The organism is Lactobacillus sp. ESL0785 (assembly GCF_029395455.1).
GTDB lineage: Bacteria > Bacillota > Bacilli > Lactobacillales > Lactobacillaceae > Lactobacillus.
Genome location: NZ_CP113916.1, coordinates 133,981 through 160,380, shown reverse-complemented (window position 1 = coordinate 160,380; position 26,400 = coordinate 133,981). Strand labels below are relative to the sequence as shown.

Below are 26,400 nucleotides of genomic sequence, written 5' to 3'. Positions count from 1 at the left end.
CTTTTAATTTGGAGTTGATTTTTAAGCTTGTGCGATTGCTTGGTTAACAGCAGCCTTTTCAGCTGCAACTAAGTCAGCCTTAGTTGCAATCACCTTAGTATCCATCTTAATTTCACGACCCATTCCGGGTTGATTAACTTTCGGTGTGAAGAAAGTCTTAAATTCAGCTAAACGTTCTGGCGTATGGAAAACTCTAGCAGTTACCGTAATATAACTAGTAAATTCCATATCGCCACCAACCGTCTTTTCTAACCATGACCAATCAGTGCGTAACCAATCCCAAGCTGCCTGCTCACCTTGATGATTTGCCAAAATATTGTAATACCATGAACGTAAGTCCTGCGGCTTAATAACATCTGCATTCTCAAAGTCAGCAATAATTTGTTTAATCTCAGCCTCATCTTGGGTGCTCGTAACAGCAGACAGTAAATCATTTTTGTAATAGGGATCAACAACATTCTGATATTCTTTGATCAGACGTGCAACTAAACCAGGTTGATGATAATTTTTCACTTCATTACTCAAAATGTAAGGTCGAATTGATGCTTCAATTGCTGCTAAATTATTTTGGTGTTCTGCAAAAATCTGATGTCCAGCTTTGATTACAGCAGAATTTTCCGCATACAGTGCAGCAGATAATTCCATTGGCCGCATCTGCAAATCTTCAGCTGTATCATCTTTTTTAACTTTCCAGCCTAAACGCGCGATTTGCTTTTCTGACAGTCTATTAAAGAAGGACTTTAATTTCTTTTCTTCCACTGAATCGGGGGTAACAAATTTCCGTAATTGTCTTGCTGAATTATATAAAGCGTTAATTACAATATTTGACCGTGATGCAGCAAATTTTGGCAACAGTGGCACAATTTCAGCATAAGAAATCTGCTTGCCTTCTGCTAGTAAGCCCAAATCTTGCAATAGCTGTAATTCATCAACTGGCTGCAAGTCAGCTATTTCCTTCATAATATCAGCCATTAAAGTTTCATCATAATTAACAATGAAGTGTGAACTATTGCCGACATTCAAGCGTAAAGCATGACCAGCTGCAGTACGCAGTTTCTTATATTCGCCCAAATCAATTTCTTGTTCAGTCATAATTTGTGGTGCAGTAAAATTGGCATTCAACGGAATTGCCCATGTGCGACCGACATCTTTACCTGTACCAACGAAGAACTGCTTTTGACTTACCAATAAGTGACCATTGTTAGCAACGCGAGCATTAACAACTGGGTACCCTGGTTGATCAAGCCAAGTGTGCATAATCTTACCAATATCTAAATCAGTTACCGTTGATAGAGCAGCCCACAGGTCATCACCTGTCGCATTGCCAAATTGATGCTGGTCAAAGTAATACTTAAGGCCTTTACGCAAAGCATCGTCTCCCAACAATTTACGTACCATGACCAGCATTCTTGAACCCTTAGCATAAACAATCGCACTATCAAAAATAGCATCGATATCAGCCGGATGTTCCACATTAACGTGAACTGACTGAACACCATCAGTCGCATCACGATTCAAGGCTAGCGGAACTTCACCTACTTGATACATATTATCCCAAACATGCCAGCTAGGCTCCATGGCATCAACTGATAAATACATCATCATATTGGCAAAACTTTCATTGAGCCACAGATCATCCCACCATTTCATGGTAACTAAATCGCCAAACCATTGGTGAGCTAACTCATGAGTAATAACACTAGCAACGTAACCCTTTTGTTCAACAGTCGCATTATCTGGATCAAGCAAAATAGCAGCTTCACGGTAAGTAACTAAACCCCAGTTTTCCATTGCACCAGCAGAGAAGTCTGGCAAGGCTAATTGCCATGAATGTGGTAACGGATATTTAGTTTGATAAAATTCTTCATAAAATTCAATTGCACGCTTAGCAATATCCAAAGCAAAATCTAACTCTTTAGCCTTATGCGCCTTAGTAGCAAACACACCAACTTTAACGCCATCTTTAGTTTCAGTTAACTTAGATTGCAATTCACCAAAAGCAAAAGCAACTAGGTAACTAGACATTCTCACTGATTTTTCAAAGTAGTGGATACCATTTTCAACCTTAACTTCTGGCATATTAGCAATCGTAGTTTCGCCTTCATGCTCATCGTATTTAAGCGCCAAGGTAAATGTTGCTTTAGCCTCTGGCTCATCAACACACGGAAAGGCTTGTCTAGCAGCAGTTGTTTCAAATTGCGTCCCGATAATTTGCTTCTTCACGCCATCAAGCATGTAATATGATGGATAAATTCCCATCATAGTATCAGTTAGCGGTGCACTATATTTAATCGCAACCGTTATCGTGCCTACCTTACCTAAGTCAATTTCAATTGCTTCTTTTTCATCATCAACTGAAAACGGAACATCCTTTCCATTTTCTGTAACTGCTGCAATTGTCATATATTTTTGATTAACAAAAATTGTTTTTTCAAGTGCTTCACCAGTAATTGTTGCTATACCAGTAATTACTTTCTTTTCACGGTCAATATCAATGAATAAGTCATAATGTTCTGGGTGAAAAGTTTCATAAAAATGTTTTACTGACATAATTACCTCCTAAATTAATTATCATTATAAATTTTACCAAAAAATATATGGAAATAACATTAAAACTTTATTGTAAGGGCCATGTGTCATTTTTGTAACAACAATGAAATATTGCTAGTGTACTATGATTTATAGTACTTTAAAACTAGATTATAGGGAATGAATACATTGAAAGAAATTAAATCTTTTATATTAAAATTAATCGCAGCACTTACCCTTGCTTGTAGCTTCGCTACGATTATTCAAGTAACTACCACAAATACTTCAACTACAACAACCGTTCAAGCAGCTTATAAATTATCTAAGAAAGAACGCGCAGCTAGACATTGGATCGTAATGCATGAATCTGGCGGTAATTATTATGCACGTAATGGCGCTTGTTACGGCAAATACCAATTAAATCTTGGCTACCTACATGGTGACTACTCTAAAAAGAATCAAGATCAAACAGCTAACAATTATGTTTACGGGCGCTATGGTTCATGGGTTAACGCTAAGATCTTTTGGCAAGCTCATCATTGGTATTAAAAAAAGTATTTATTATTCCCATTAAAAAAACAGCTTAGTTAATTAACTAAGCTGTTTTTTAGATTTAATTATTTCTTGTTTAAATTTAATATTATTCTAAATTATGCAAATTGATAAACCTGCTCAACTGGATATCTAACAGACTTTACTTCCGGTTTGGCACCAGCTTCTCTTTTACCAATAGCAATTGCCATTACTGGAATAAACCTTTTAGAATCTAAGCCCCAGATTTCTGCGGCCTTTTTAGTATTATAGCCACCAATTGGATTTGTTTCATAACCATGACTGCGAGCAATTAGCATAAACTGCATTGCAGCTAGAGTTGTATCAACAGTTGCGTCCATTACTAGAGTTTCATAATTGGCACTTTCATATAACGGTAAAAATGTATTAAATACTTCATCTAATTTAGCTTTATCAATTTGTCCATTATGATATGCCTTAGTCCATAAATCACGATATGATTTATAGGCTTCTGTATCACCAAACAATAATACCATCGCTGAACAAGTCTCAACTTGCGGTAAATTAAACTTCATAAAATAGCTTTTTAGCTTTTCTTTACCTTCAGGCGTATCAACAATTACAAAATGCCATGCTTGCAAATTACATGCCGAAGGAGCACTGGTTGTTTCTTCAATCATTTTTGTGAATTCTTCATGGGTTATTTTAACTGTTGGATCAAATTTTCTAACTGATTGTCGATTAAAAACAACATCTTTAAAATCATTATTTACAACATTATCTTTCATCTTTATTATCTCCTTCAACTTCATGTGTTTCTGCCATAAATGGTGCTAAAGCTGCTAAGTCTGGCCCTTTACCACTAGGAATATTATTTGCTCTTGCAACAATAGCTGGATTCATTCCTGGATGAGTTAAAATATAGAATTTATCATCCTCAAGCGCTTTAAAAATAATTTTTGGTATATTATCGATTGGCATTCCAGTTGTAATATCAATCTTAGCCTGTTTTTGCCCTTCTTTAAAAGTCTCACTAGAATAATATGGATCACTATTATCAGTATACTTTTCAGGACGATGCTTTTCAGTATGATACAAATCTGTTTGAACAAATGCTGGACAAAAGACATGCAGACCAACATTTGCATGAGCGGCTTGTAAATCATATTCAACAGCTTCGGTCATTCCAACAACTGCAAATTTAGTTGCATAATATGCTGGCATTAGTGGACTTGTAATTAGTCCTGCCATTGAAGCGACATTCAAAATATCACCATGACCTTTTTGCTTGCGCATAATCGGAATTACTCGTTTTAAAGACCAAACTTGACTCATTAAGTCAGCATGCAAAATCCATTCCCAATCGCGAGTTGGTAATTCCCAAATTGGCCCTGGAATTGCTATACCTGCAGAATTAATTAGTAAATTAATCTCGTTGTATTTAGACATCGTTTGTTTAACCATCTTATCAACTGCAGCTTCATCAGTAACATCAGTTGGTATACTAATCGCTTCTGCACCAAGATTTTTAACATCATAAAATGTCTTTTCTAACCCTGATTCGTCTACATCTGCTAAAGCTAACTTCATTCCTCTATTAGCAGCCTCAATAGCTAATGAACGGCCAAATCCATGTGCCGCACCAGTAATTAAAGCTACTTTATCTTTAAAGCTTTTCATTTATAAGATCACCTTTCTAATACAAGTTCATAACTGAACTATCTTTATGTTCACTTATATATTAAGCGCTATCATAAAATTTAAAATAGATAATCTATCATTTTTATTAGATGTCTAACAATTATTTTTATTTGATATAAAAATATCTTTATTCTTAGCAGCCACTCTTAAAGAATGAACGATAACATTTTCTTGTGTCCGCCACAATTCTTCTCTAATTTTCTCAGGTGATTCTTTTTGACCATTTCCTAGCCAATCAAGAACAATTTCTGTAAAGCCCCCAGTAAAAATCTGTGCAATAAACTTGCGATCATCTTGTCTAACAGATAAATTTTCCTGCTTTATTATTTCATCAATATAGCCTAAAAGAATTTTAATTTGTGGTTCACGAAACACCCAATTAAACTGTTTAATATCTAAACAATTATAAAACGCTTGACCTAAACTTCGATTGGCACAAAAATATTGTAAAATCTTATAAAGATCTTGATCCCAGTGAGAATAACCTTTTGATTCGTTCAATAAAGCAATAATCTCGTCTTGAACTGTCCATTTAATTAAATCAGCAATATCCTTAAAATGATAATAAAACGTCGGTCTAGTTTTATTGGTTGCTATTAACAAACGTTTAACAGTTATTTTGTTTAATGATCGTCTTTGTAATTCCTGCTTTAATGCTTTTGAAAAAGCTCTTTTTGTTTCCAATGTAATTTCTGCATTTTTCATAATCTATTCCACTTTTCTTTAACTTGAATATAGCTTACAAAATATTAATATGACCTAAAATATTAATTAAGGTTAAACACTTTCATTTTTTATTATACTTTGTTTTTTAATGAGCATGCCTTAATTGTTGAACTGAATTTTAATATTATTTCTATTGATTACTACCCTTTTAAAAAATCAACACAAAAAATCCCTACAACTAATCAATTAGCTGCAGGGATAACATTAAAATATAACTATTTTAATCATTACGCTCTATGCGTTCTATGACGTAACAAATGAGCTTCAACTTTTCTTGTCTTAATCCAACTAGCAAAGAAAGCAAAGCCAAAAATCATCATGGCAATTACCGCCATACAAATGACTAAATCAGCGTTCTGGATAATTATTTCTTTACCAGCTAAAAAGCTGCCGGACTCATCAACTTGATTGCATAACCCAAAGAACAACATGATTAAACTGCTCACTGTCAGTAAGCCATTAATTGCTGTCAATAGTTTTATCTTTAATAACTTCAAAAAATCATGTCCTTTCTTTCGATATAAATATTTGCATTATATACCCTCTAGCAAAAATTGCAAGTCCTTTGCGTTAAATAATTACTAAAAATTTACTAAAATAATTTTATTTATCACCACTAACCAAATAAGAGCAGCTGATCAGCTGCTCTTATTCTAATTACCATTCACTTGTCAACCACTCTTGAGCGAGATCGAACCAATGACTTGCATGTGGATTTTCTTGCCATTCACGGCCATTAGTTACCATATCACCACGCGCAAGTGAAAAGCCATGACCACCGCGATTAAAGATATGAACTTCACACGGTACCTCCTTGTCATGTAACGCGGCGACGTATTCTAAAGTATTAGTCACTAACACAACCGGATCATCCCACGCATGAAAAATAAAAGTAGCTGGTGTTTCACGTGTAACACTTAAGGCGCTATCTTGAAGTTTTTTATCTTCAGGAACCATCTCCTCTTCATCCTCAGGAACAGTAAAGCCAATCTTATTTACATCAATTAACGGATAACCCAAAATTGTCTTATTTGGTACAACATCTTGCAAATTAAAATGATATTCTTTTTGGTACTCAGACGAGGTCGCAAAATCATTGGCAATACTAGCAACATGCCCGCCGGCAGAAAAGCCAATCGTCACAATTTTATCCGGATCAATCTGATATTCCGCAGCATGCTCGCGATAATACTTAACCGTTGTCAAAACATCAAGTCCAGCATCGGGATAGATATCGCCCTCATCTTGCACCAGATTATAATCCATTACAACACTATTAAAGCCGCGATTATTAAATGCCAAAGCAACCGGTTCACTTTCACGTTTAGATAAATGATCAAAACTACCACCCGGAATCACAATTGCCAATGGATGCTTAGGTGTTCGTAAGTCACCAATCTCGTCTAAAGTATAGGTATGAATTTTAAATTCACGACCATTAAAATTAGTAAGTGTTTTATTTTCTAACTTCATTTTTTCACCTCATGCTTAACCATTCCTCTTGCTAAAAAGGCCGTTGTCAACGGAACGGTTAACAATACACCAATCAATGAATACATAATGATTAAAGCTTCATTGACAAATAATTTTTCATTTACCACTTCGCCCAATGTGTAATGCAAACGAAAATACCATAGGAATAATGATAGAAAACTACCAAACATCCCAAACAAGATTGTATTCATTGCTGTTCCTAAAACATCATCACCAATTTTGCCACCACTTGCCAGCAGCTCTTCATGACTGATATCAGGATTGTGCTTTTTTATTTCTAACAAGCCTGAACTCATGGCCACCGCTGCCTCTGCAATTGCTCCTAATGTTGAAAAAATCGCTACTGCCACAGCAATCAGTGGGTAACTTAACCCCGGCATCTGCGATAAGCCAACCAGTACCTCACCAGCTTCAGGACCTAATCCCGCAGCTTGTGCCAACCATTCACAGCCTAAAATTAAGCAACTAACCAGCAGACAGACAAGCAAGGCTGAATAAAAAGAATTTTTTGCAACCTGATGGTCGTGTGTTCCCAAAAAAATAATGGTCACGAGCTTCAGTGGAATAAAAATCAAAATCAGTAGTGGGATACTAATTCCCCACGAAATAAAAATTGCTACCAAAATCAGCAGCAGTGTGTTAATTAGCACACTAAAGAAACTGCGAATGCCACTTTCACCACCAATTAAAGTCATCAAAATTGCCAGAACAATAATCAATGTCAGTAACGTACTCATTCTTTCTGCCCCGCTTTCCATCTTTTATCTTTCAAAAATAACAGACTACAGCCAGTTGCAAAGACAACTGTCAGCACAATTCCAATCGCCGAAATTACACTTTGTGTAACTCCTAGCGACAAGGTAAAGCCAAAAGCAGAGCTTAAACTATTATTATCACGCAAATAAATAATTGTCATGGGTAATGCCTCGGACATAAAAATTAATACCAAAACATTAATTAATGGTCCCATGATCTCTTGCCCCATTGTTCTGCCGCTATTAACTAGCTGCTTAACGGTTAAATCTCGCCTAGTCTGCACTAATTCGTATAAACTAGAAATAATGTCCGTAGCTTCATCCATCACTGCACCTAAAATTCCTAGCAAGGTTTGTGCTAAAAACAACCCCCGTGGATCTTGCGTGGCATAGTCACCTGTTTCATACTTAATTTCCGATTCACCGGTCAAATGCATAATTAGGTAACACAATGCAAAAGAAACAAAAACCCCAAGCAACGTCGCTAGCCATGTAGCCAGCATTTTACGATTAAAGCCCTGCACAATTAACAAACTGAAAAAGGAAAAGACGATATCCGCAGCCCCAAATAATAGGATAATACCTGAACCATTTAATTTTACGTCACAGATAATTACTAGGTAGAAAAGCAACCAGCTTAATGCCATTGACCCTATCAAGCCTAGGGACTTTTTGCCCGCAACAATAATCATTAAGACAATTGTCACTGTTAAAACTAATACCAGCACCCAATCACGCTTAGGATTTTGAATTGCTGGATCTCCGTTTTTAATATTTACAAAAATCCGTTGCCCTGCACGATATTTTTGCGTCACCATTTGTGACGGATAGTAAATATTCGGTGTCGTAAAAGTCTGCCCCTGATACTTACCAGATAAAACCCGTAAATGAAGCACTTGCTTACGTGTTTCATCATGATTATTATAAACATCGCGATTTTTCTGAACTAAAGTATCTTTAATCGAATGATCGGTAATTACAGCCACATCGTCCTTACTATAAATTCCGGTTGCAAAATAAGTGCAAATTGTTAATATTAGCCCTATAATTGCTGCAACTAACGCTACCCAATAGCGTCGTCTAATTCTTTTCAACTTAATCATCCTATCTTTTTGTCTACTGTAACGCAAAAATCATTCGACTAACACTATTTAATATGATAAAAAACGACTTTCCGCTAAAAAGTCGTTTTTTTGTATTACATATTAATAAATCGCTGCCACCAATGCTTTTTTTGCGGCTCTAGCTGCATGTCTTCCAAAGTTCGATGAATATTATCATTAACATGCTTTTCCGCATTTTCTTTGGCTTTAGTAAGAATTTCTTCATGAAGCTGCTCTGAAGGTTTAGCTTCATCCTGCCTAACCTGCGCCCGTTTTTCTTCTAACGTCAATTTGTCAGTAGACTGCTGGTCAGACTGACTAACAGCTTCCTCCGTAACAATTCCTGAAATATCAGGCAACGCACTAAAATCAGCTTCATCATCCTGCTTTTGGTGCAACTGATCTTGCTTAGCCAATAATTCCGAATTCTGCTTTTCAATCCGATCTAATTGCTCTTGCAAATTCTTAATCGCCGTATTTTGCTCACTAATGGTCTGCTGCAAAGCATTAAGTAACTTAACTGCTTGCGACGCTGTCATCATTTCTTGCTTTTTTGGTATCGGACTTTTTCTTTTTTTATCACTAACAGCAAAAACCTGCATTGCAGCTTCTTGCAAAGTCAAACCATTATTTTGTGCTAATTTATGAAAATCATTTAAATCTTGCACATCTTGTTTACTATAAAGTCGTGCTCGCTGCTTAGTTCTAGCATAATAATCAGGCTTACCCGTCACGTGCTCAACAATTAGCGAATATTTACGCAAAGTTGCGACACTAAGATGGAGCTGCTTAGCTGTGGCTGCTGGAGCTGTTAATTCCTCAAAGTTATGTTGATCTCCCATTGTTGTACGTTCTCCCATGCTGCTAATTAACCGATTTTGTGCAACAAGGTCTTCTTATGATTGTAACGTTCAATTCCTTTTTCAATTAAACGCGTAATTAATTCAGTATAAGGAATGCCTGCTTCTTCGAATAATTTTGGATACATACTAATATTAGTAAATCCCGGCAAAGCATTAACTTCTGTCAAAATCACCTTATTATCACCAGTCCGCAAGGTTGAATCAACTCGTGCCATACCACTACATTCAGTTACTTGGTAGACTTTCAGTGCATTTTCTCTAACCTTAGTAACAATGTCTTCTGGCAGGTCAGCCGGAATTTGCAGCTTAGAAGTTGAATTATCATCATACTTATTATCATAACTGTAAAAAGTACCAGCAGCATTGATAATCTGGCCAACGCCAGAAGCAATTGGGTGATCATTACCTAAAACAGCTGTTTCTACTTCAGTACCATGAATAGTTTCTTCAATTAAAACCTTGTCGTCATACTTGAAGGCATCAGCTAAAGCAGCTGCAAATTCAGCAGCATTAGTTACATGATGCACGCCAACAGATGAACCTTGATTAGATGGCTTAACAAATAAGTCATTGCCCAACTTAGCACTAACCTTAGCATAATCACGCTTAGGATTAGTTGCATCATCATATTCAAACCGTTTAATTGCAATCCAGTCAGCAACTGGTACCCCAGCACGCTGCGCTAAAATTTTGGTAAACTCCTTATCCATTGTTACTGCAGCAGCTAACACATCATCGCCGACAAATGGTTTATCCATAATCCGGAATAGCCCTTGCAAACTACCATCTTCACCTAAATTACCGTGAACAATGGGGAAGAAAACATCAATTTCTGGCAGATTAGCTAACTCACTCAAGTTAGAAAGATTAGCTACCTTGTGCGGATTAGCTACCGTATATTTAGGATCATCAAGCACCTTGAACGAATCCTCTTCGCTGGCAAGATAGCCATCATTAGTAATCCAGATTGGGTGAACATCAAACTTGTCCTTGTCAATGGCTTTATAAATATTATGCCCTGACATAATCGAAACTTCATATTCGGATGAATTACCACCAAAAATCAAACCAACTTGTGTTTTCTTAGTCATTATCATTACCTCTTAATTATCATTATTACTTGTTAATTATACGGCATTAGCTATAGAAATAACTTAAATTAAAGCAATTTTAGAAATATTTTTAGGGGATTTAAAAAGCAAACTAGATTTCACCTAATTTGCATTTAAAATACCATATTGATAACAAACAATTATCTTTGTATAATTACTTCAAAGATGAGTAAAGCTAAAGGGCGGTGGCTGTTCTATTCCCAAGGAGATGATGCTTATGGAAACATGGAGCACATTATTGAAAGGACTAACAGCTAATGAGTGTTCACAATGCATTAATGCTAATGTTTACATTCGGTATGTTTATTTTGGCGCTACTGTCGTATATCGACCAGCACCACAAAAAATAATCGTACTAAAAAAGCCGTCCGATACTTTAGCCAGTTATGTGACGACTTTTTTAGTTTAACGTAATTACGCCACCGCCTTTTACGCGGGACATCTTTTAAGAACCAAGTTAAAACTTGGCTCTTTTTCTTTATACAGATATTGTAACATATTCATAATTAAAATATCAATGAGCTTTGAGCTAACTAAAATACTTTTCTACCTTTATCAGCTTATATGCCATTTTTGCGCAAAGTAGCTTAATTAAATAACATAAGCACAAATAATCAAGTATACTATCGCTCCAATTACAGTATTAGTCAGTGCCACACCAGCTTTTAATTTGTTTTGTGCAATGCTTACTGCGGCGTTATTAACCAAATATTCATGCAAAAAAGAAATCAACATCACAAAAATAACAAAGCCAGCTCCTACTAGTCTTGTTCGCTTAGAAGCTAAAAAGATGGGATTAAGGCTAGTAATCAAAGCAATTAAAGCAAAGGTTACAGTCACTTGATAATTTGAAATGACTTTTTTCATACTAAAACATCTCCTTATAGAAATTATTACTACATATTTTAAAAACCACTCAAAAACCAAAGCATTTTCTTGTAGTCCAAATAATTATTAAGCAAATTAATGCACTTACCAGTGCAGTTAGGGGTTTTTTATTAGTGAACTGTAAATTAAACCCAAATTTATTAACAGCTGTTTCACATACAATAAAATAGTACTACAGACAGTTTATAAATACTATACTCCTCCTCAATTTCTTCTAGCAACGCAGTAATTATTTGAAAAGTAAAATAATCAAAAGTTACACCGTAATCTTCAAATATATTTTTTTAATTTTATCTAGTATACATAATTAGCAACTTCTTTTTAAGATTTATAAATAGTGTATCAATAAAATGATCCCCAAAAATAAAACTGGTAAATTTGCATAAGATGGAGAGTTCAGCCATTCTTGCAGCTGTCTAATTGATAAACTCAACATATGTAAAATTTTAATTAGAATACTTTTTAGTTAAAAAATGGGTAAGATCAGTACGTGTACGATCCATAATTACAATTTTTTTGTTATTTTTAATTTTCATTAGTGTAGGCACACCTGTTACTTTGAACTTTTTACGTGCCTTTTTTAAAGCGGAATTGCTGTCAGTCTTTGCTGTATCAATATAATAAATTTTAATATGCCGTTGATGACTGATTTTAGCCAATTTAGGTACAAAAGCTCGACAGAATGGACAACTTTTCTTACCCCAGAAAACAGTAATTTTCTTTTTACCAACTAGTTTATTTAATTTTTGAACAGAGATTTTCTTAAAATGCTTAACTGCATTGATATAAATTTGCTCTTGGTATTTCAGCAGATTATTATTAGTAGTTTGTGAGGTCGGATTATCATTAGTCGTACTTGCAGATACATTATTCATTGGCAAGACAAACAATGATAACATAAGTTGAATTGCGGCAATAAGTTTAATTAATTTATGCTTCATATCTAGTCTCTCCTTTAACATTCCTCTTGTATAACAGCATAAAGTAATTTTATAATAAAAGATGATAAATGACATATATGCTAGTTTGAGTAGAGGAAAACACAATGAAAATAGGAGAGTTATTGAAAGAATTTCGTGTTAGCCAATCAAAGACTAAAAAAGAATGGGCAGGTAATGTAATTAGCCCATCCTTTTATGCTCGCGTAGAAAAAGATGCAAACAGGATCTCTGCAGAAGACCTAATTAAGTTGCTGCAATATAACAAGATTTCACTAACTAAATTTTTTAATAGATTTGATCGTAGTATGCAATTACAAAGTAAAGCAACTAGAGAAATAGAATATAAAATAAAGCAAGCTTATTATATAGATTCTAAAGATAAATTATATCAAGTACGAAAATTGATTGAAACTAGTGAATTATCTAATAAAAAAGAAGAGCTATTATTAGTAGATATTGGAATAGCTTTAGTAGATAATGACTATAACAGTTTGGATTCAAAGACTAAAAAAATTTTGAAGGAAAAAATTTTTGAAGTTGAAAACTTTTCAAAGGAGAATATTAATCTTTACTGTAATTGTATGGCATGGTTTGACTTGACTACTAATTTGATGATTTCTAAAAAAATTGTTAATAATTTTATAGATGATGATCCTAAAGTACAAAATAAAATTTTAGCAGTAATTATTAATATTTTGCTTCTTTGTATTAAGCAACAACAATTTGATGAAGTAGCCTTTTTTATTAAAAAAGCTAATGAAGTTGATATTCTTCCCGAAAATTATTTTTACAAAAATATTTTAAATTTTTTAATTCATTTAATTAATTATTGTATTAATTCTAAAACTGAAGAGTTAAGTATCTGTAACGCAATAATTTCAAATTTTGCAACAAATGGTATGCAAAAATATAGTACCGAACTCAAAAACCTTTTGAAAGAAAACACATAAAGAAATGACGTATTTGTAACAAATTAGCAAATACGTCATTTTTAATTTTTGAAATTACTTTCTTGATATAGTAACTGTAGAAATTGAGAAGAAATAAGAAAGGAGGATATGAAATGATTAATTTTTTAAGAGGACTTTTTATGTTTTTAGTTGATTAATTATGTGTAACCAATATAAAAGTGTTATTTAGGAGGTATATTATTATGAAAAAGTTAGTAACATTAGTATCATCAGCTGCAATGGCAGTATCTATGTTTGCAGTACCAGTTAGTCAAGTATCAGCAGCAACTACAACTCAACAACCTGTTAAAGTTACACAAACAAGTAACCAACCTTCAAAAGCTGAGGTTAATAAAGTTGCAGCAGCAATGCAAGGTTCACTTATTGTTGTTAAGAATGCCAAAGGATTACCACAAGTAAAGATTGTTGACGAAGGGTATTTAGCAAGCTCTTTAAAGAAAACAAATGTTAGTGTAAGCATTAATGACGTAAAAAGCGCTTTAACTCAACTAAATAGTTATATCACTTCACATCCTTCTGAATTTACTAATGACGATACCGAAGACAGCCCATTATTAAGACATGTTACGCATTCAAAAGCATGTAAAAATACATTTAATGCAATTGGAACTATAGGCTCAGCAGCTTTTAAATATGGTTCATCAGTGGCAGGTGCCGGAATAGCTGGCTGGGCAATGGGCGAAGCTCTAGGATTAGGAATGCACGGCATAGCACATTTTGTTTGTTAATAAACTTAGAAACTTATTTGTTGAATATAATTCATCACTTTTTTATTTTGTTCTTACTTTAGGATATGGTTTTATTGATGGCATTTTTAAATTTAAAAGTATTTATAGAATTTTAATAGTCGTTATTCCTATAATTTTAATAGAATTTGTTTTTAATTTTAAGAATATAAATAATAAATTATCTGAATTAATTGTTGATTGCATAGGAGTTATACTTTTGCTATTTTGTAAATTTTATTTATAAAATCAAAGCATAAGGGAACCTGTGCAAAAGCTTTACAATTTATTGGGTATGTTCATTCCGGTATGTATGCAGCAGCTTTGCTAGGGATTTCTGGACCAGCAGCTGTTATTGTGCCACTCGTAATAGGACTGTTATACCAAGCAGGCTCTCTGTTATGCTAATAAGAACTTACTCTTAGACAAAAAGCTGAGATTTTCAACAATCGCAGCTTTTTGCAATCTTAATAAACAAGAGGTGCATTATGAAAAAAATGATTTCAAATTATCAAATAACCATGACCTTTGCTTTAATCGCATTAGTTACAAGCCTAAACCCAATTTTTTTGACCTCTAATAAAACTAAGCTAGTAGGAAGTTTCTTCTTTATCTTTGTAATGCTGATTTCATTTTTACATGAATATTTGGCTAATCATATAACGGTAAGATTCTCTCAAAACAAATTAAAAGCAATTGTAGCTTTAGCAAACACTATAATCGGAGCTGCAATGTATTTGTTTATTTGTTTCTATATTATTTAGGTTATTTTTAAAACAATTATCCAAACAAAATTTAAGATACAATACAATATCAAACATATTTAATTGTTCGCAACATTTGAAGACGATCCTGAAAGGATCGTTTTTTATTATTTTATTTTTAATTAATTAAAAATCAAAAGTCTTTCAAAGTTATGAATCAATCTCAAGTAAGTATTGAACAATTTTTAACCCAAAAATGCTAAATAACTTACTTAACCAAAAGTTAAATAAAACAGACTATCAAAATGGACTATAATAATTGCATAAGCAAAAAAAGGAGGTTCAACTTGTTACGTAAATTGTTAATCGCACTTGCGAGTGTGCCGTTAGTATTTTCAATTAGTAGCCCTGTTGCTGCTGACTTTACACCTGATGAAACTACTAAGGTTGAACACTTCCAACATAAATATGCAGCGCTAAATAAGATGCCCTTCAGTTTAAATAATCTTTATGCAACCAAGCCCTCTTTTAACCGCAAATTTAAGGAAGGTATCCTTGCACCTAACTATTTAAGCGCTCAGCTTAATTACATTAATTATTATCGCAGTCTTTTTAACTTAAAACCCGTTGTCGAAAATCCCGCCGACAATCTTAAATCACAAAAGACCGCGGCTGTCTTATCTACATTAAATGCTAACCCGTTAATTAATCAACATGGTCTGCCTTACGAAAAACGGCCAAAAGATATTACGCGCGCTACTTGGAAAGTGGCCCAAACTACTTCTAAAAACCGTCAACTTAAACTTTAACACGGGCAATCAATCAGCCGGCGATGTCATTACCGATCTCTTAACTGACCGCTATAACTTGTCAGGCCTCGACACGGGACACCACGCTTGGCTGTTATCTACCCGCTTATCTTCAGTTGGTACTGGTGCAGCCTACGACAGTAACGGCTATCGTTATTCTGTCCAAAAAATTCTCAATACTGACGATATTTTTCGGCCTGCTAGTCAAAAGTTAGTTACTTATCCTAGCAAAAATCTTTTCCCATTTGAATTAGTTAATAACCCGCAAATTGCTTGGTCACTTTACTTTTCCAATCGCGCAATCACAACTACACCGCAAATCACCATCACGGATGAAACCACCAAGCAGACTTATCAGGCAACTAGAGTAACTAATTATCAAGATGCCGGGTATGGTAATTTTCAAACAATTATTAGTTATCTGCCGGGAGCAACGCCGATAATTGCTGGTCATGAGTACAAAATTAACGTTCACGGCCTTTACCAGTATCAATTTAAATTATTTAAGCAAGAATAACCGCTGCTGTTTAATATGAATGTAAATAAAAAAGGAATTCCTAAACTAATAGAACTCCTTTGGGGCATGTATCGTTGCCTTTTTAAGCACTGAGTCAAAACAAAAATAGCTCAGACTGCAATATCACATTTTCATTAACTGATAACATACATTAGGCAAACTTTTTACCTAAAATATCTAAGTCAATTAGCTGACCAGCCATATCTGCAACTTGTGGTAAATGACCATAAACTTGATAACCCGCTGCTTTAAAGAGTGCCTGACTTGCCTTGTTACTACTAAAGACGTAAGCCAGAATAGTGTGGATATTCAGCCGTTGCGTTTGCACAGCCACGTATCGCAAAGCCTTAGTACCTAACCCACGGTGTTGAAATTTACGATCAAGATAAATACTAATTTCAACTGTTGCATGATATGCAGCTCGTCCATAAAAAGACTCAAGGCTTACCCAACCAGCAAGTTGTTCATTGACCATTATTACCCATAAGGGTCGCTGATTATTATGCTCATTAAACCAATTCTGCCTTTGAGCAACAGTCACTGACTTTAAATCCGCAGTCACGGTTTTACTAGCAATATTTTGATTATAAATAGCAACAATTAATGGTAAATCTGTTTTAGTTGCCTGTACAAAATTAACTGTCATTTAATTCTCCAATCAAAAAGGCTTTGTCAAATAGACAAAACCCTAATTATTAATTATTCGGTGATGTAATTTCCCACGGAATTGCACTTAAAATATATACTACTACTCCAACAATGACAAAATCTAAAAAGACACTACTGCCAATTTCAAATAAATAACCCAAAACAGCAAAACCGTCAACATTAAACACAACCGGAATTAAGGCAAGCAAACCAGCAAGTAAAATCAGCCAAAATCCTGCCCACATCCCTGCAGCTGTCACATCATGCACGAGTAGCTTAGTACCCATTACCGTTTTCATATCACTAATTAGCGATTGTAAGCTCATAACCGTCACAATAACCAAAATAATATTAACAATTAACAACATCAGTGCCAAATTAGCTCCAACCGTAATTGAATTTAAGTTAAATGCTGTGATTACATCATAAGGAGCATTTTGCTTCTGTTTTTTTAATTTTTCTTGTACCAATTGAGCATCACTCGATGCTCCCTGATCGATATTCAGTTCAATATCATGCAGGATTTGTTCAGCTAAATTAAAGTTACTAAATTTAAACCAATGAATTCCCAATGTGTAATCAATGACATGATCAGCAATTGGCTGCGTTTGCTTACTTGTCAGTAAATTTGCATTATCACTTTTATTAGCACCAATTGCTTCAGCCAAAGCATCAAAGTGACGATTAATCTGTCTAACAACAACAGCTTCATTATTGCTAGTTCTAATTTGTCCTTTCATAAAAAAAGGATTCAAAAAAGTTACGGTTACCATGCCTAACATCACAATTAAGAAGATAACAAAAGTTAACACCTTTTTATACTCAGTGTTTTGTTCCTGATTTACTTTACGCAAACCGCTTTGAGCGCCATTTGCCATATTTTCCCTCTCTAACACACAATATCTTTGCCTTCATCAAACATAGTATCGATTGCGTGGTGAATCTCTTTAATATCAGCCCCAGCAATAATCTTATGTCCATCAGCAAGCGCCTGGTCAATTTGTTTAGGTGTACAATGCAAAAAGCTATACATTAATGAGCCAGTAGCATAATCAGCCATCTGTTTTGCAGTTAAATTATGTCGTTCACGATCATGATAAAGCCGACCAACTCCAGTAACAACAAAGGCTAAGCCAGTTCGAACATCTTCAAGATTAAAATTATCGGTCGTAAACAACTGATTATTTTTAATCCAGCCATTAAGCATCCTGCTCCAATTATCTAAGGTCTTATTACTACTAAAAACTTCAGAAATAATCCGATCAAGTCCTTTATCATAGATTCCTAACATCGCAATTGTGTAAATAAAAGCTTCAGTTCTAGCGCAGATGCCACCTTTATTTTGATCATTAAGTTTCCCAACTTGCTCATCCAAAGTATTAAGAATATTACTAACGACATCATCTGTCAGTTTTGCTTTATGTGAATAATACGATTGCAGCAAAGACTTAGAAATGCCTGATTTTTCCGCAATCATCTGAAAAGAAACATTTTCCATTCCATTTTCTCGAATCAAATGAAACGTATTACTTAAAATTACTCTTCTTCTTTTCAAATTTTTCCGTCGTGCCATAAATTGCTTCTCCGTTTTCCTATACAGTTTGATTTCATTATATCAATGATACGGAATAAATAAACAAAAATGCACTGAAATTAATTATTAAAAAATAAAAATAACCTTCAATTGAGCATGTAATTTATTTTTTTACAAGGTTAAAATCGAAGATTATCGCTAGATATTATTTTAAATCGCTTTCACTAAGCATATGCATTGAACGGTCATTATAAACATAGTTTATTCCCCGCGCTAAAAGCAAATCAACTGAAATTCGCACCATCCGATCTGGATAATGCTTGTGTCTAATTGTGTCAGTTACCACGATTTGTTCAATCGGCAATTCATTTAACACTTCAGTCGCATCTTGCGATAACAATGCATGTGTAGCTGCAACGTAAACTTTTTTAGCACCTGCTGCTAATACTGATTTAGTTGAAGAAGAAATCCGTGAGCCTGTATCAATTAGGTCATCGACGATAATACACTTCTTATTTTTGACATCACCAATCATATCATGCACATCTGCATCATAACGAGCCCGACGCTGATCAACAATTGCAATTGGAGCATTGAAAATCTGCCCAAAGTTCCGCGCCAGCTTGGCTCCAGAATGATCAGGTGAAACAATTACTAAATCGTCATCATCCTTAGTAGCAATGCCATTGTCAAGGAAATATTGTCCCAAAAGCGGCATTGCATGCAAATGATCAACTGGTACATTATAGAAACCTTGGATTTGTGAAGCATGCAAATCCAAAGCAATCACGTGATCCATTCCCGTAATTTGCAACAGGTTAGCAACTAACTTAGCAGTAATCGGTTCACGTGAACGTGTCTTAGTATCTGAACGCGAGTAAGCTAAATAAGGCACAACCACATTAATTCGATGAGCTGATGCTCGGTGCAGTGCATCAAGCGTAATTTCCAACTCCATAAAATTTTCGTTAACTGGATCTTGAATTGACTGAATAACAAAGACATCGCAGCCTCTGACACTTTCACCAATGTTAACTTGAATTTCGCCATCACTAAAATGTTGCACAGCAGTTTCAATTAACGGCTTCTTTAAAATCGCAGCAATCTTTTCGTTTAAAGCAGGATTTCCACCCAAACCAATTAATTTCATTGGGTGCATTAACTGCAAGATCTCTTCCTTATTCATAGCTACCTCTTCATTAAAAATACTATCTTTTTCATCTATTATAACCAAAAAACCAGCCACTTGACTAGAAAAGAAAAAACAATGACCAAACTACTTTTTATTTAAAAAAATCTTCCATCAAACTGAGTAACTTAAAACTTTTGACTGCATAACTATCATGGGTCTGCCGCGGCATAACCATTAACTGTCCCTGTGGAATAAGCTGACTGTACCAACGAACATGCTCAACTTTAACCCAATCTTTTTCACCAACTACACAATATGTTGGAATTGTAATCGCCTTTAAACTATCAACCGTCATAAAACTTTCGGTTAATTCAACTTGACTATCGCGATCAAAGTGTAAGAAGCCCAAAATTCCTTCAGTCAGATAATGATATGAGCGGATACCATTGCCATTAACAAAAACGCCAGCAATCATCAACTTTTTAAAAATTTGACGCTGCTGACTAGCTAGCATCATTGCCACAAGACCACCAGCATCAAAGCCAAAACAATAGCAGCCTTCAATTCCAACTTGCTTAACAAAGGCCGCAACATCTTCAACTTCCGTCTGATAATGCTCCGCAATTTCACCCTGACTAAGTCCATGACCACGCATATCAAGAACATAAACAGTATAATACAACGATAGCGGTGCTAACACCTGATCAAACATCCCACCATCCAAATGGTGTCCATGTAATAGTAAAAGTGGTGTACCTTGCCCTAACTTATTATAGTAGAGCTCATTACCGTTAACTTTTTCTTTCATCGCTGTTCCCTTTCACTGGCCTCAACCAAATTTTGCTTATTACTATTGATTTTTTTGTGTTCATGAACCAAACTCCGCACAACAACCCGTGCAACCATATAGTTAGCTTTAAAATCATCAGGAATCATTTTTAAGTTAAAATTATGCACCATACTATCCTTGCGCTGCCAATAATGATATAGTGGCTGGTTAGCACAATAAAAGCCCGTGGTTAAGGCCACATATTGCACATTAAAAATCTGGTCTTCCATAAAGGTAAGATTCCGAACAAACCGTAAATGATATCGGCGCACAACAGAAATCTTATAACCCTTATTCCAAGTATAGCCTTTAACTGGCGTCGCGAAAATTCGATTACAAAATAGTGATCCTAATGGATTGGTAATCAATTGATAAGTTCTAAATTTGTTCTTCATTCCTTGAAGCTGTTTTTTCGTTGCTGAAATAGAACCCGGCCTACTTTCATAATCCAGCCAAAAGCCACAAGAAACCATTGCTGCATCTGGATGTGCGTGAAAAGCCCGCACAAAAAAGGCGGTATAATCAGGATCAACCCAATCATCACCATCATGAAAAGTAAAATATGGCGTATCAACATTCTCAAGCCCGACATTACGAGCATCAGATAAACCGCCATTAACTTTATTAATTATTCTAAAATAACGAAATTGATTACGATAACTTTCTGCTATTTTTCTTGTATTATCAGTTGAACCATCATTGACAATTAATAACTTAAAATTAGTATCATTTTGGTTAGCCAAATGATCTAAAGCCCGTCCAATATACCCTTCAACATTGTACACAGGCATAATAATAGTTAATTCAGGTTGCTCAATCATAAAGAATCCACTCCTTAGTACTGTACCTATTATAACATTAAAAATAATAAATATACGTGCAAATAAATAACACGATTTTTAAACTTGACCTTTTCTCATAAGCGTTTAGTATAATTAAGTCAGTAAAAAGGAGTTAATTATTTTGATAAAAAAGACAATTTCTATTTTAACTATTATAACGGTATCACTGATTACAGTTTGCGGACTTACTAGTCTTCGTCAAGTACAAGCCGATGAATTACCGATAGTTTGCTTAGGCACATCACTAACTGATCCACAACAAAACGGTACTCTGAAAACCTTAACTGCACCCTTAAATGGTGCAAGTTATCAAACAATCACGATTACTGGTGCTGATTTAGTTAAATATCTCAATCCGTCCGGTGATAACTTCACCACTGGATCTGGTGTTTGGTCTAGCGCCATGATTCAAAAAACAGCAGCGGGCAGTGGGATCAACATCCAAATTTTAGATTATAAGGGCCACGATAATATCACTAAGATCACCACTAATCAATACAAAAATGCTGCCTTAACTGCAGGAATTGCTGATGCCAACATTTATGTTACTAGTGCTACACCAATTGACGGTTCCGGTGCCTTAGCTGGCGTTTATGCTGCTTACGCTAAGACCGGCGCAAGTTTAAACCAAAATCAGGTCAACGCTGCACAAGACGAAATGGGCACTTTAAGCAATATCACTAAAGAAAATGAACATAAAGCTGGTTACACTGATGCCCAACTAAACAACGCAGTAGCTGGTGCTAAACAGGAAATGGGCAAAGTAGGTAACAACATTTCTAACAGTCAAATACACGATATTGTTGAACATCAAATTAACATTAATCACCTTGGCGACACTATTAATAACAACCAAAAACAGCAGATTGTCAATGTCTTAATCGAAGTACGTGATTCTGGTGCTTTAAAGCACCAGAATTTTAAAGAACAGGCTGCTGATTTATCAAAGGGTATCAAGAAGCATGCTAAAAGTGTTTTTGACAAGTTAGATACCCCAGAAAACCGAAATTGGTTTGAACAAATTTGGCAAAAAATCACTAATTTTTTTGGTCATTTATTCGGCGGTACAATTATCTTAACTAAATAATTACATCTGATCCATAAACTTATTTAAAGTGTGGTCGACAAATTCATTACCACGGTTATTTGCGTGACCTTTCGTCCAAGCAAACTGCGGCTGTGTAAATTGACCAAGCAGATTATCCAATTCCTGCCAGCCAGCTAAATTAGCAATTTCTCCCTTAGAACTTTTATGCCAACCTCGCTTTTTCCAATTTTCAAGCCAACCCTCAGTAATTGGCTTTAGAACATATTGCGAATCAAGTACGAATAATAATTTTTGCTTATTAAAACCTAATTTGAGCAATTTTTTCAGGGCTTCAATTAAGGCTGTTAATTCCATCTTGTTATTAGTTGCCCCGAACTCACCATTGGTACCGTAAGTTGACTGCAGCTGGCCTTCTTCTTGCCACTCAATTAAATAAGCCCAAGCAGCCTTATCTGTCGGCCTAACATGACCGCCCCTATAATTACCAGTATTCCGGGTACCGCCATCCGTATAAATGGTCGCAAATTGTGAACCAGTTTTAGACACGGGCTTACTCTGAGAAGGCTTATGCACCAGTTGTTTATGAGGTTGGGGGCTAGGCTTAATTTGCTCAGGTTTAATATTGCGACTAGCTCGCTGAATTTTAGCAATTGTCCGCTGCAGCGTGTCTTCCCCTGGCTGTAAAATTTCTTGCACCGTTTCCTGATTCCAATTTAAATATTCTGTTGCATCGGTTATCTTAGTAAAAGATTTATATTCCGCACCAGAAAACCCAGTTATTTGCTTTTCAGCCGCAGCCCACGTACGATAAATACCGGGAGTGCGGCCTTTTTTTACTGCATAAAATTTCATATGTACCTCAATCACTAAAAAGTCGCTAGCAATGTTAAAATATAATTAATTATCATTTTAAAGGTGAGTGCCATGTTCTTCAATACTAAAAAATATAAGGAAGAAGCGGAAAAAAACCGTAAACATAATTTATCTGAAGAACCCAGCCGTTTCAATATGCTCGCACTAGCAATTATTGCTAGTATCATACCTCTACGGCCTTTTTTGCGCCTGCATAAGAAGCACATTGATGATCATGCGGTCATTGAAAAAAGCAACAGCACGATTCAACAAATACCAATTCTCTACTTTCATGGTTTTCGCGGTGGTGATTATACTACCAACGTTATGGTTGAGCAGGCATTAAAAGACAAGAGTAATGGTCATTATCTTAAGATAACAGCTGACCTGCTTGGTAATTTCAAGCTTGAAGGCACTTGGACTAATGACAAGCATCCTATAGTCCAAGTTGTCTTTCGCCAAAGATTAATTGGCATCTATGCCATTGACTACTATTTGCAGCTTATCTTGCCATTTTTAAGTCAAAAATACCACTTTAAAAATTACATTGCCGTAGCTCACTCGCTGGCTTGTCCTTGTATTGTGCGGACAGAAATGCGGGCCTCCCGCAAGAAAAACTTCCCGCGGCTGACCAAATGCGTCTTTATTGCTGGGCCATTTGATGGGGTAATCTTCTTGAGTGACATTCCTAATATCAATGCCCTCAAGCAAAACGGTCGCCCCAGGGTTATCTATCCGCACTACCTTTATCTCATACTGCGGCGTAAACGCTTCAATCCGGATATTTCCGTTTTAAACATTTATGGTAACGTCCTCGACAATACCAACAGCGACAAATTCATTTCTGTTACTTCCGCTAAAAGTATTCGCTACATTCTAGCCCCTGGCGCACATTCATACCACGAAGTTGAAATTCGCGGACAAAAATACGCTGAACACAGCTGGATGCACGATAATCCTTTTGTCATTAACATCATTGACAAATTTATCGGCCTAAAAAAGTAACCTACTTTAATATTTTGGAGGATTTCTGTGACCCTGCTTCGTGATATCATACATATTATCATTATTACTAATACTATCTTAGCTTTTTATATTGTCTTTCATCGGCGACGTTCAGTTTCAACTACATGGGCTTGGCTAATTATTTTACTGGTCTTTCCTGTTATTGGGATGATTCTCTACGGCTTTTTTGGCCGCGGAATTTCACAAGAAAACATTTTTGCTATTAATAAGCAGCACCATATTGGTCTGCGCAATGTGCAAAAATCAATCACCAAAGCACCAAAAAAAATCAGCGCTTCCGATACTTCCAATAAGGCCAAGATGATTATTCACTTTTTTGACCGCCAAGGAGAATCACCTCTTAGTAAAAACAATCAGGTTAAGCTCTATACTGATGGCGAAGCAATGTTTGCCGATCTTATTCGTGATATTAAGAACGCACACGAAACAATTAACATCGAATTCTATACTTTTTATAATGATGAAATTGGCAATGAGATTCTCAATTTATTGATTAAAAAGGCGCAAGCAGGAGTGGCTGTCCGCGTTCTCTACGATGCTTGGGGGTCAATGGGAGCAACTAAGTCTTGGTTCAATCAATTATGTCAAGTCGGCGGCCAAGTTCTGCCTTTTGTAACCTCACGCAACATGATCACTCGTTACCGGATTAACTATCATTTACACCGCAAAATTGTTGTTATTGATGGCAAAATTTCATGGACTGGCGGCTTTAATATTGGCGATCAATATTTAAATCGTAAAAAGAAATTCGGTTACTGGCGCGACAGTCAGGTTCGAATTGTTGGTTCTGCATCACTGCTATTACAGGAACGTTTTGTGATGGATTGGAATGCTTCGATTCAAAAAGAAGAGCAAGTAATTACCTTTAATCACCTACTTTTCCCTGATTTAGACGAAAATGAAATTCATCCCGGTGACGTGGCCACACAAATTGTGTCCGACGGTCCTGATCAATACAATGCTAATATGCGCAATGGTGTTATGCGCCTAATGTCACTTGCCAAAAAACGCCTTTGGCTGCAAACACCTTACTTAATTCCCGACGACGCGATGTTCGCCACCTTACAAACAATCGCCATGTCAGGTGTTGACTTACGAATTATGATTCCATGTAAACCAGATCATCCCTTTATCTACCGGGCAACCCAATGGTATGCTAACGAATTATCGCGTTATGGTGTTAAGATTTACATTTACAATCATGGTTTTATTCACGCTAAAACAATCGTCGTTGACGATGACTTCGCAACTGTTGGTTCAATGAATCAAGACTATCGTTCTTATGACCTTAATTTCGAAGATATCGCAATTTTTTATGATAAGAACTTTACCCGTGAAGTTGCCCAAACTTTTGAACAAGACATGCAAAATTCCACTTTACTCACACCAAAGATGATTGCTCAAGAAGGACGTTGGCTGCGGACTTTACAAGCTTTTTCACGAATGTTATCGCCGATTTTATAACAAATAAAAGGCTGCTAGAATTTAATTCTTAGCAGCCTTTATTTATTCACTTTACAAAATATCTTGTACTTCAATCCGCACATTATGGTGTATTCGTTCTTTCAACGTCTCAACTATTTGAGTCACACTTTTGGAAAAGCGCAGATAATACTGCCGGTGCTTATTCGTAGTTAAAATACAAATAACCGTCTTTTTCTTCGGATTGGGAACTTTAATTAAAGTAACCATTGCAACATCAGAATAAGCTATCGTGCGCCTAAAGTAGCCTGAAACAACTGCTCTTTTCGGCGCTAATCCTGTAGCACCATCAATGATGCCAATAATTAAAAAGATTGCGAGAAACAAGCTCAAACCCGTGTCTCCTTTTTCAATTAGTTCCCAACTAAAACCAATCCAAATAATAACGATTGACCAAATAATTGAAGAGATCCGGTAATGTCCTTTCAAATCAATGCTTGCCTGCCAATACCAACTATAACAAGTATAACTAAGCAAAACAGCATCCAAAATAAGATATGAAAATAATGAATCTGCCATAAAAATTCTCCTCGCTAGCTATTCTTTATTATTATAACAGAGTAGCCCTTTTTCGTGAGCTAAATAGAATATAATTAATTTTTACTTGCAATTTTATGAAAATTGTTGTTAAATATCATTAATTTAAATGCAATGAT

Annotated in this window: 30 protein-coding genes and 1 other annotated feature (1 of these 31 only partly in view); of the genes, 10 read left to right on the top strand and 20 right to left on the bottom strand. The window is 35.4% G+C overall.

Going from position 1 to position 26,400, the window contains the following annotated elements; genetic code table 11:
• Positions 1 to 21: 21 nt before the first annotated feature.
• Positions 22 to 2,550 (bottom strand): M1 family metallopeptidase, encoded by a 2,529-nt coding sequence (locus OZY43_RS00800; protein ID WP_277165053.1) that lies wholly within the window; start codon positions 2,548 to 2,550, stop codon positions 22 to 24.
• Between the two features lie 159 nt (positions 2,551 to 2,709).
• On the opposite strand from OZY43_RS00800, the gene OZY43_RS00795 reads away from it, so the two are divergent.
• A complete protein-coding gene (locus tag OZY43_RS00795) occupies positions 2,710 to 3,078 on the top strand; it encodes an aggregation promoting factor surface protein (protein WP_277165051.1) in 369 nt (122 codons plus the stop codon).
• Between the two features lie 101 nt (positions 3,079 to 3,179).
• Here OZY43_RS00795 and OZY43_RS00790 read toward each other — a convergent pair whose 3' ends face one another.
• From OZY43_RS00790 to OZY43_RS00750, 9 genes are all read right to left on the bottom strand, one after another.
• Positions 3,180 to 3,830 carry a nitroreductase family protein gene (locus tag OZY43_RS00790; protein ID WP_277165049.1) on the bottom strand — a complete coding sequence of 217 codons (651 nt, stop codon included), beginning with the start codon at positions 3,828 to 3,830 and terminating at the stop codon, positions 3,180 to 3,182.
• Entirely contained in the window at positions 3,820 to 4,722 is a 903-nt protein-coding gene (locus OZY43_RS00785) for an SDR family NAD(P)-dependent oxidoreductase (RefSeq protein ID WP_277165047.1), read from the bottom strand. Before OZY43_RS00785 ends, OZY43_RS00790 begins: the two co-directional genes overlap by 11 nt.
• Before the next feature lie 114 nt (positions 4,723 to 4,836).
• Positions 4,837 to 5,448 carry a TetR-like C-terminal domain-containing protein gene (locus tag OZY43_RS00780; protein ID WP_277165045.1) on the bottom strand — a complete coding sequence of 204 codons (612 nt, stop codon included), beginning with the start codon at positions 5,446 to 5,448 and terminating at the stop codon, positions 4,837 to 4,839.
• Between the two features lie 248 nt (positions 5,449 to 5,696).
• Positions 5,697 to 5,966 carry a hypothetical protein gene (locus OZY43_RS00775; protein WP_277165043.1) on the bottom strand — a complete coding sequence of 90 codons (270 nt, stop codon included), beginning with the start codon at positions 5,964 to 5,966 and terminating at the stop codon, positions 5,697 to 5,699.
• Positions 5,967 to 6,126: 160 nt separating this feature from the next.
• Positions 6,127 to 6,942 carry an alpha/beta hydrolase gene (locus tag OZY43_RS00770; RefSeq protein ID WP_277165041.1) on the bottom strand — a complete coding sequence of 272 codons (816 nt, stop codon included), beginning with the start codon at positions 6,940 to 6,942 and terminating at the stop codon, positions 6,127 to 6,129.
• Positions 6,939 to 7,700, bottom strand: a complete 762-nt coding sequence (locus tag OZY43_RS00765; protein WP_277165039.1) for a YibE/F family protein — start codon at positions 7,698 to 7,700, stop codon at positions 6,939 to 6,941. The genes OZY43_RS00770 and OZY43_RS00765 overlap by 4 nt, the downstream gene beginning before the upstream one ends.
• A complete protein-coding gene (locus OZY43_RS00760) occupies positions 7,697 to 8,821 on the bottom strand; it encodes a YibE/F family protein (RefSeq protein ID WP_277165037.1) in 1,125 nt (374 codons plus the stop codon). Before OZY43_RS00760 ends, OZY43_RS00765 begins: the two co-directional genes overlap by 4 nt.
• 95 nt (positions 8,822 to 8,916) lie before the next feature.
• Positions 8,917 to 9,663, bottom strand: coding sequence for a DUF948 domain-containing protein (locus tag OZY43_RS00755; protein WP_277165035.1), 747 nt, complete (start codon positions 9,661 to 9,663; stop codon positions 8,917 to 8,919).
• 26 nt (positions 9,664 to 9,689) lie between these two features.
• On the bottom strand, positions 9,690 to 10,775 hold the full coding sequence (locus tag OZY43_RS00750) for a D-alanine--D-alanine ligase family protein (protein ID WP_277165033.1): 1,086 nt from the start codon (positions 10,773 to 10,775) through the stop codon (positions 9,690 to 9,692).
• 238 nt (positions 10,776 to 11,013) lie between these two features.
• On the opposite strand from OZY43_RS00750, the gene OZY43_RS00745 reads away from it, so the two are divergent.
• Complete coding sequence (locus OZY43_RS00745; protein ID WP_277165031.1) at positions 11,014 to 11,205, top strand: hypothetical protein; 192 nt, start codon at positions 11,014 to 11,016, stop codon at positions 11,203 to 11,205.
• Between the two features lie 182 nt (positions 11,206 to 11,387).
• On the opposite strand, the gene OZY43_RS00740 is transcribed toward OZY43_RS00745, so the two are convergent.
• Together OZY43_RS00740 and OZY43_RS00735 are read right to left on the bottom strand one after the other, a co-directional pair.
• Positions 11,388 to 11,663 carry a hypothetical protein gene (locus OZY43_RS00740; protein ID WP_277165029.1) on the bottom strand — a complete coding sequence of 92 codons (276 nt, stop codon included), beginning with the start codon at positions 11,661 to 11,663 and terminating at the stop codon, positions 11,388 to 11,390.
• A gap of 467 nt (positions 11,664 to 12,130) precedes the next feature.
• Positions 12,131 to 12,625, bottom strand: a complete 495-nt coding sequence (locus tag OZY43_RS00735; protein WP_277165027.1) for a thioredoxin family protein — start codon at positions 12,623 to 12,625, stop codon at positions 12,131 to 12,133.
• 104 nt (positions 12,626 to 12,729) lie between these two features.
• Between OZY43_RS00735 and OZY43_RS00730 the strand changes: the two genes are divergently transcribed.
• From OZY43_RS00730 to OZY43_RS00710, 5 genes are all read left to right on the top strand, one after another.
• On the top strand, positions 12,730 to 13,575 hold the full coding sequence (locus OZY43_RS00730; RefSeq protein WP_277165025.1) for a hypothetical protein: 846 nt from the start codon (positions 12,730 to 12,732) through the stop codon (positions 13,573 to 13,575).
• 203 nt (positions 13,576 to 13,778) lie between these two features.
• A complete protein-coding gene (locus OZY43_RS00725) occupies positions 13,779 to 14,324 on the top strand; it encodes a hypothetical protein (protein WP_277165023.1) in 546 nt (181 codons plus the stop codon).
• Between the two features lie 485 nt (positions 14,325 to 14,809).
• Complete coding sequence (locus tag OZY43_RS00720; RefSeq protein WP_277165022.1) at positions 14,810 to 15,085, top strand: hypothetical protein; 276 nt, start codon at positions 14,810 to 14,812, stop codon at positions 15,083 to 15,085.
• 287 nt (positions 15,086 to 15,372) lie between these two features.
• Complete coding sequence (locus OZY43_RS00715) at positions 15,373 to 15,834, top strand: hypothetical protein (protein WP_277165020.1); 462 nt, start codon at positions 15,373 to 15,375, stop codon at positions 15,832 to 15,834.
• Between the two features lie 58 nt (positions 15,835 to 15,892).
• On the top strand, positions 15,893 to 16,351 hold the full coding sequence (locus OZY43_RS00710; RefSeq protein WP_277165018.1) for a hypothetical protein: 459 nt from the start codon (positions 15,893 to 15,895) through the stop codon (positions 16,349 to 16,351).
• Between the two features lie 151 nt (positions 16,352 to 16,502).
• On the opposite strand, the gene OZY43_RS00705 is transcribed toward OZY43_RS00710, so the two are convergent.
• From OZY43_RS00705 to OZY43_RS00680, 6 genes are all read right to left on the bottom strand, one after another.
• A complete protein-coding gene (locus tag OZY43_RS00705) occupies positions 16,503 to 16,997 on the bottom strand; it encodes a GNAT family N-acetyltransferase (RefSeq protein WP_277165016.1) in 495 nt (164 codons plus the stop codon).
• Positions 16,998 to 17,046: 49 nt separating this feature from the next.
• Positions 17,047 to 17,877, bottom strand: a complete 831-nt coding sequence (locus tag OZY43_RS00700; protein WP_277165014.1) for a hypothetical protein — start codon at positions 17,875 to 17,877, stop codon at positions 17,047 to 17,049.
• A gap of 11 nt (positions 17,878 to 17,888) precedes the next feature.
• Positions 17,889 to 18,572: a TetR/AcrR family transcriptional regulator gene (locus tag OZY43_RS00695; RefSeq protein WP_277165012.1), complete on the bottom strand. Its 684-nt coding sequence runs from the start codon at positions 18,570 to 18,572 to the stop codon at positions 17,889 to 17,891.
• A 166-nt stretch (positions 18,573 to 18,738) separates the two neighbouring features.
• Positions 18,739 to 19,719: a ribose-phosphate diphosphokinase gene (locus OZY43_RS00690; RefSeq protein WP_277165010.1), complete on the bottom strand. Its 981-nt coding sequence runs from the start codon at positions 19,717 to 19,719 to the stop codon at positions 18,739 to 18,741.
• 97 nt (positions 19,720 to 19,816) lie between these two features.
• Positions 19,817 to 20,473 carry an alpha/beta hydrolase gene (locus tag OZY43_RS00685; RefSeq protein ID WP_277165008.1) on the bottom strand — a complete coding sequence of 219 codons (657 nt, stop codon included), beginning with the start codon at positions 20,471 to 20,473 and terminating at the stop codon, positions 19,817 to 19,819.
• Positions 20,470 to 21,315, bottom strand: a complete 846-nt coding sequence (locus OZY43_RS00680) for a glycosyltransferase family 2 protein (protein WP_277165006.1) — start codon at positions 21,313 to 21,315, stop codon at positions 20,470 to 20,472. The genes OZY43_RS00685 and OZY43_RS00680 overlap by 4 nt, the downstream gene beginning before the upstream one ends.
• A gap of 145 nt (positions 21,316 to 21,460) precedes the next feature.
• Here OZY43_RS00680 and OZY43_RS00675 point away from each other — a divergent pair, with 145 nt between their 5' ends.
• Positions 21,461 to 22,423: a DUF1002 domain-containing protein gene (locus OZY43_RS00675; RefSeq protein WP_277166293.1), complete on the top strand. Its 963-nt coding sequence runs from the start codon at positions 21,461 to 21,463 to the stop codon at positions 22,421 to 22,423.
• Here the strand turns inward: OZY43_RS00675 and OZY43_RS00670 are convergent, their stop codons facing one another.
• The gene (locus tag OZY43_RS00670; protein WP_277165004.1) at positions 22,424 to 23,236 is read right to left on the bottom strand and encodes a ribonuclease H family protein; all 813 of its coding nucleotides are present in this window, start codon (positions 23,234 to 23,236) and stop codon (positions 22,424 to 22,426) included.
• Between the two features lie 72 nt (positions 23,237 to 23,308).
• Here OZY43_RS00670 and OZY43_RS00665 point away from each other — a divergent pair, with 72 nt between their 5' ends.
• Together OZY43_RS00665 and cls are read left to right on the top strand one after the other, a co-directional pair.
• Positions 23,309 to 24,241, top strand: coding sequence for an alpha/beta hydrolase (locus OZY43_RS00665; protein ID WP_277165002.1), 933 nt, complete (start codon positions 23,309 to 23,311; stop codon positions 24,239 to 24,241).
• A gap of 27 nt (positions 24,242 to 24,268) precedes the next feature.
• Complete coding sequence (cls, locus tag OZY43_RS00660; protein WP_277165000.1) at positions 24,269 to 25,726, top strand: cardiolipin synthase; 1,458 nt, start codon at positions 24,269 to 24,271, stop codon at positions 25,724 to 25,726.
• 51 nt (positions 25,727 to 25,777) lie between these two features.
• On the opposite strand, the gene OZY43_RS00655 is transcribed toward cls, so the two are convergent.
• Positions 25,778 to 26,263, bottom strand: a complete 486-nt coding sequence (locus OZY43_RS00655) for a hypothetical protein (RefSeq protein WP_277164998.1) — start codon at positions 26,261 to 26,263, stop codon at positions 25,778 to 25,780.
• 123 nt (positions 26,264 to 26,386) lie between these two features.
• Positions 26,387 to 26,400 (top strand) — a binding site (T-box leader) (it continues 226 nt past the right edge of the window).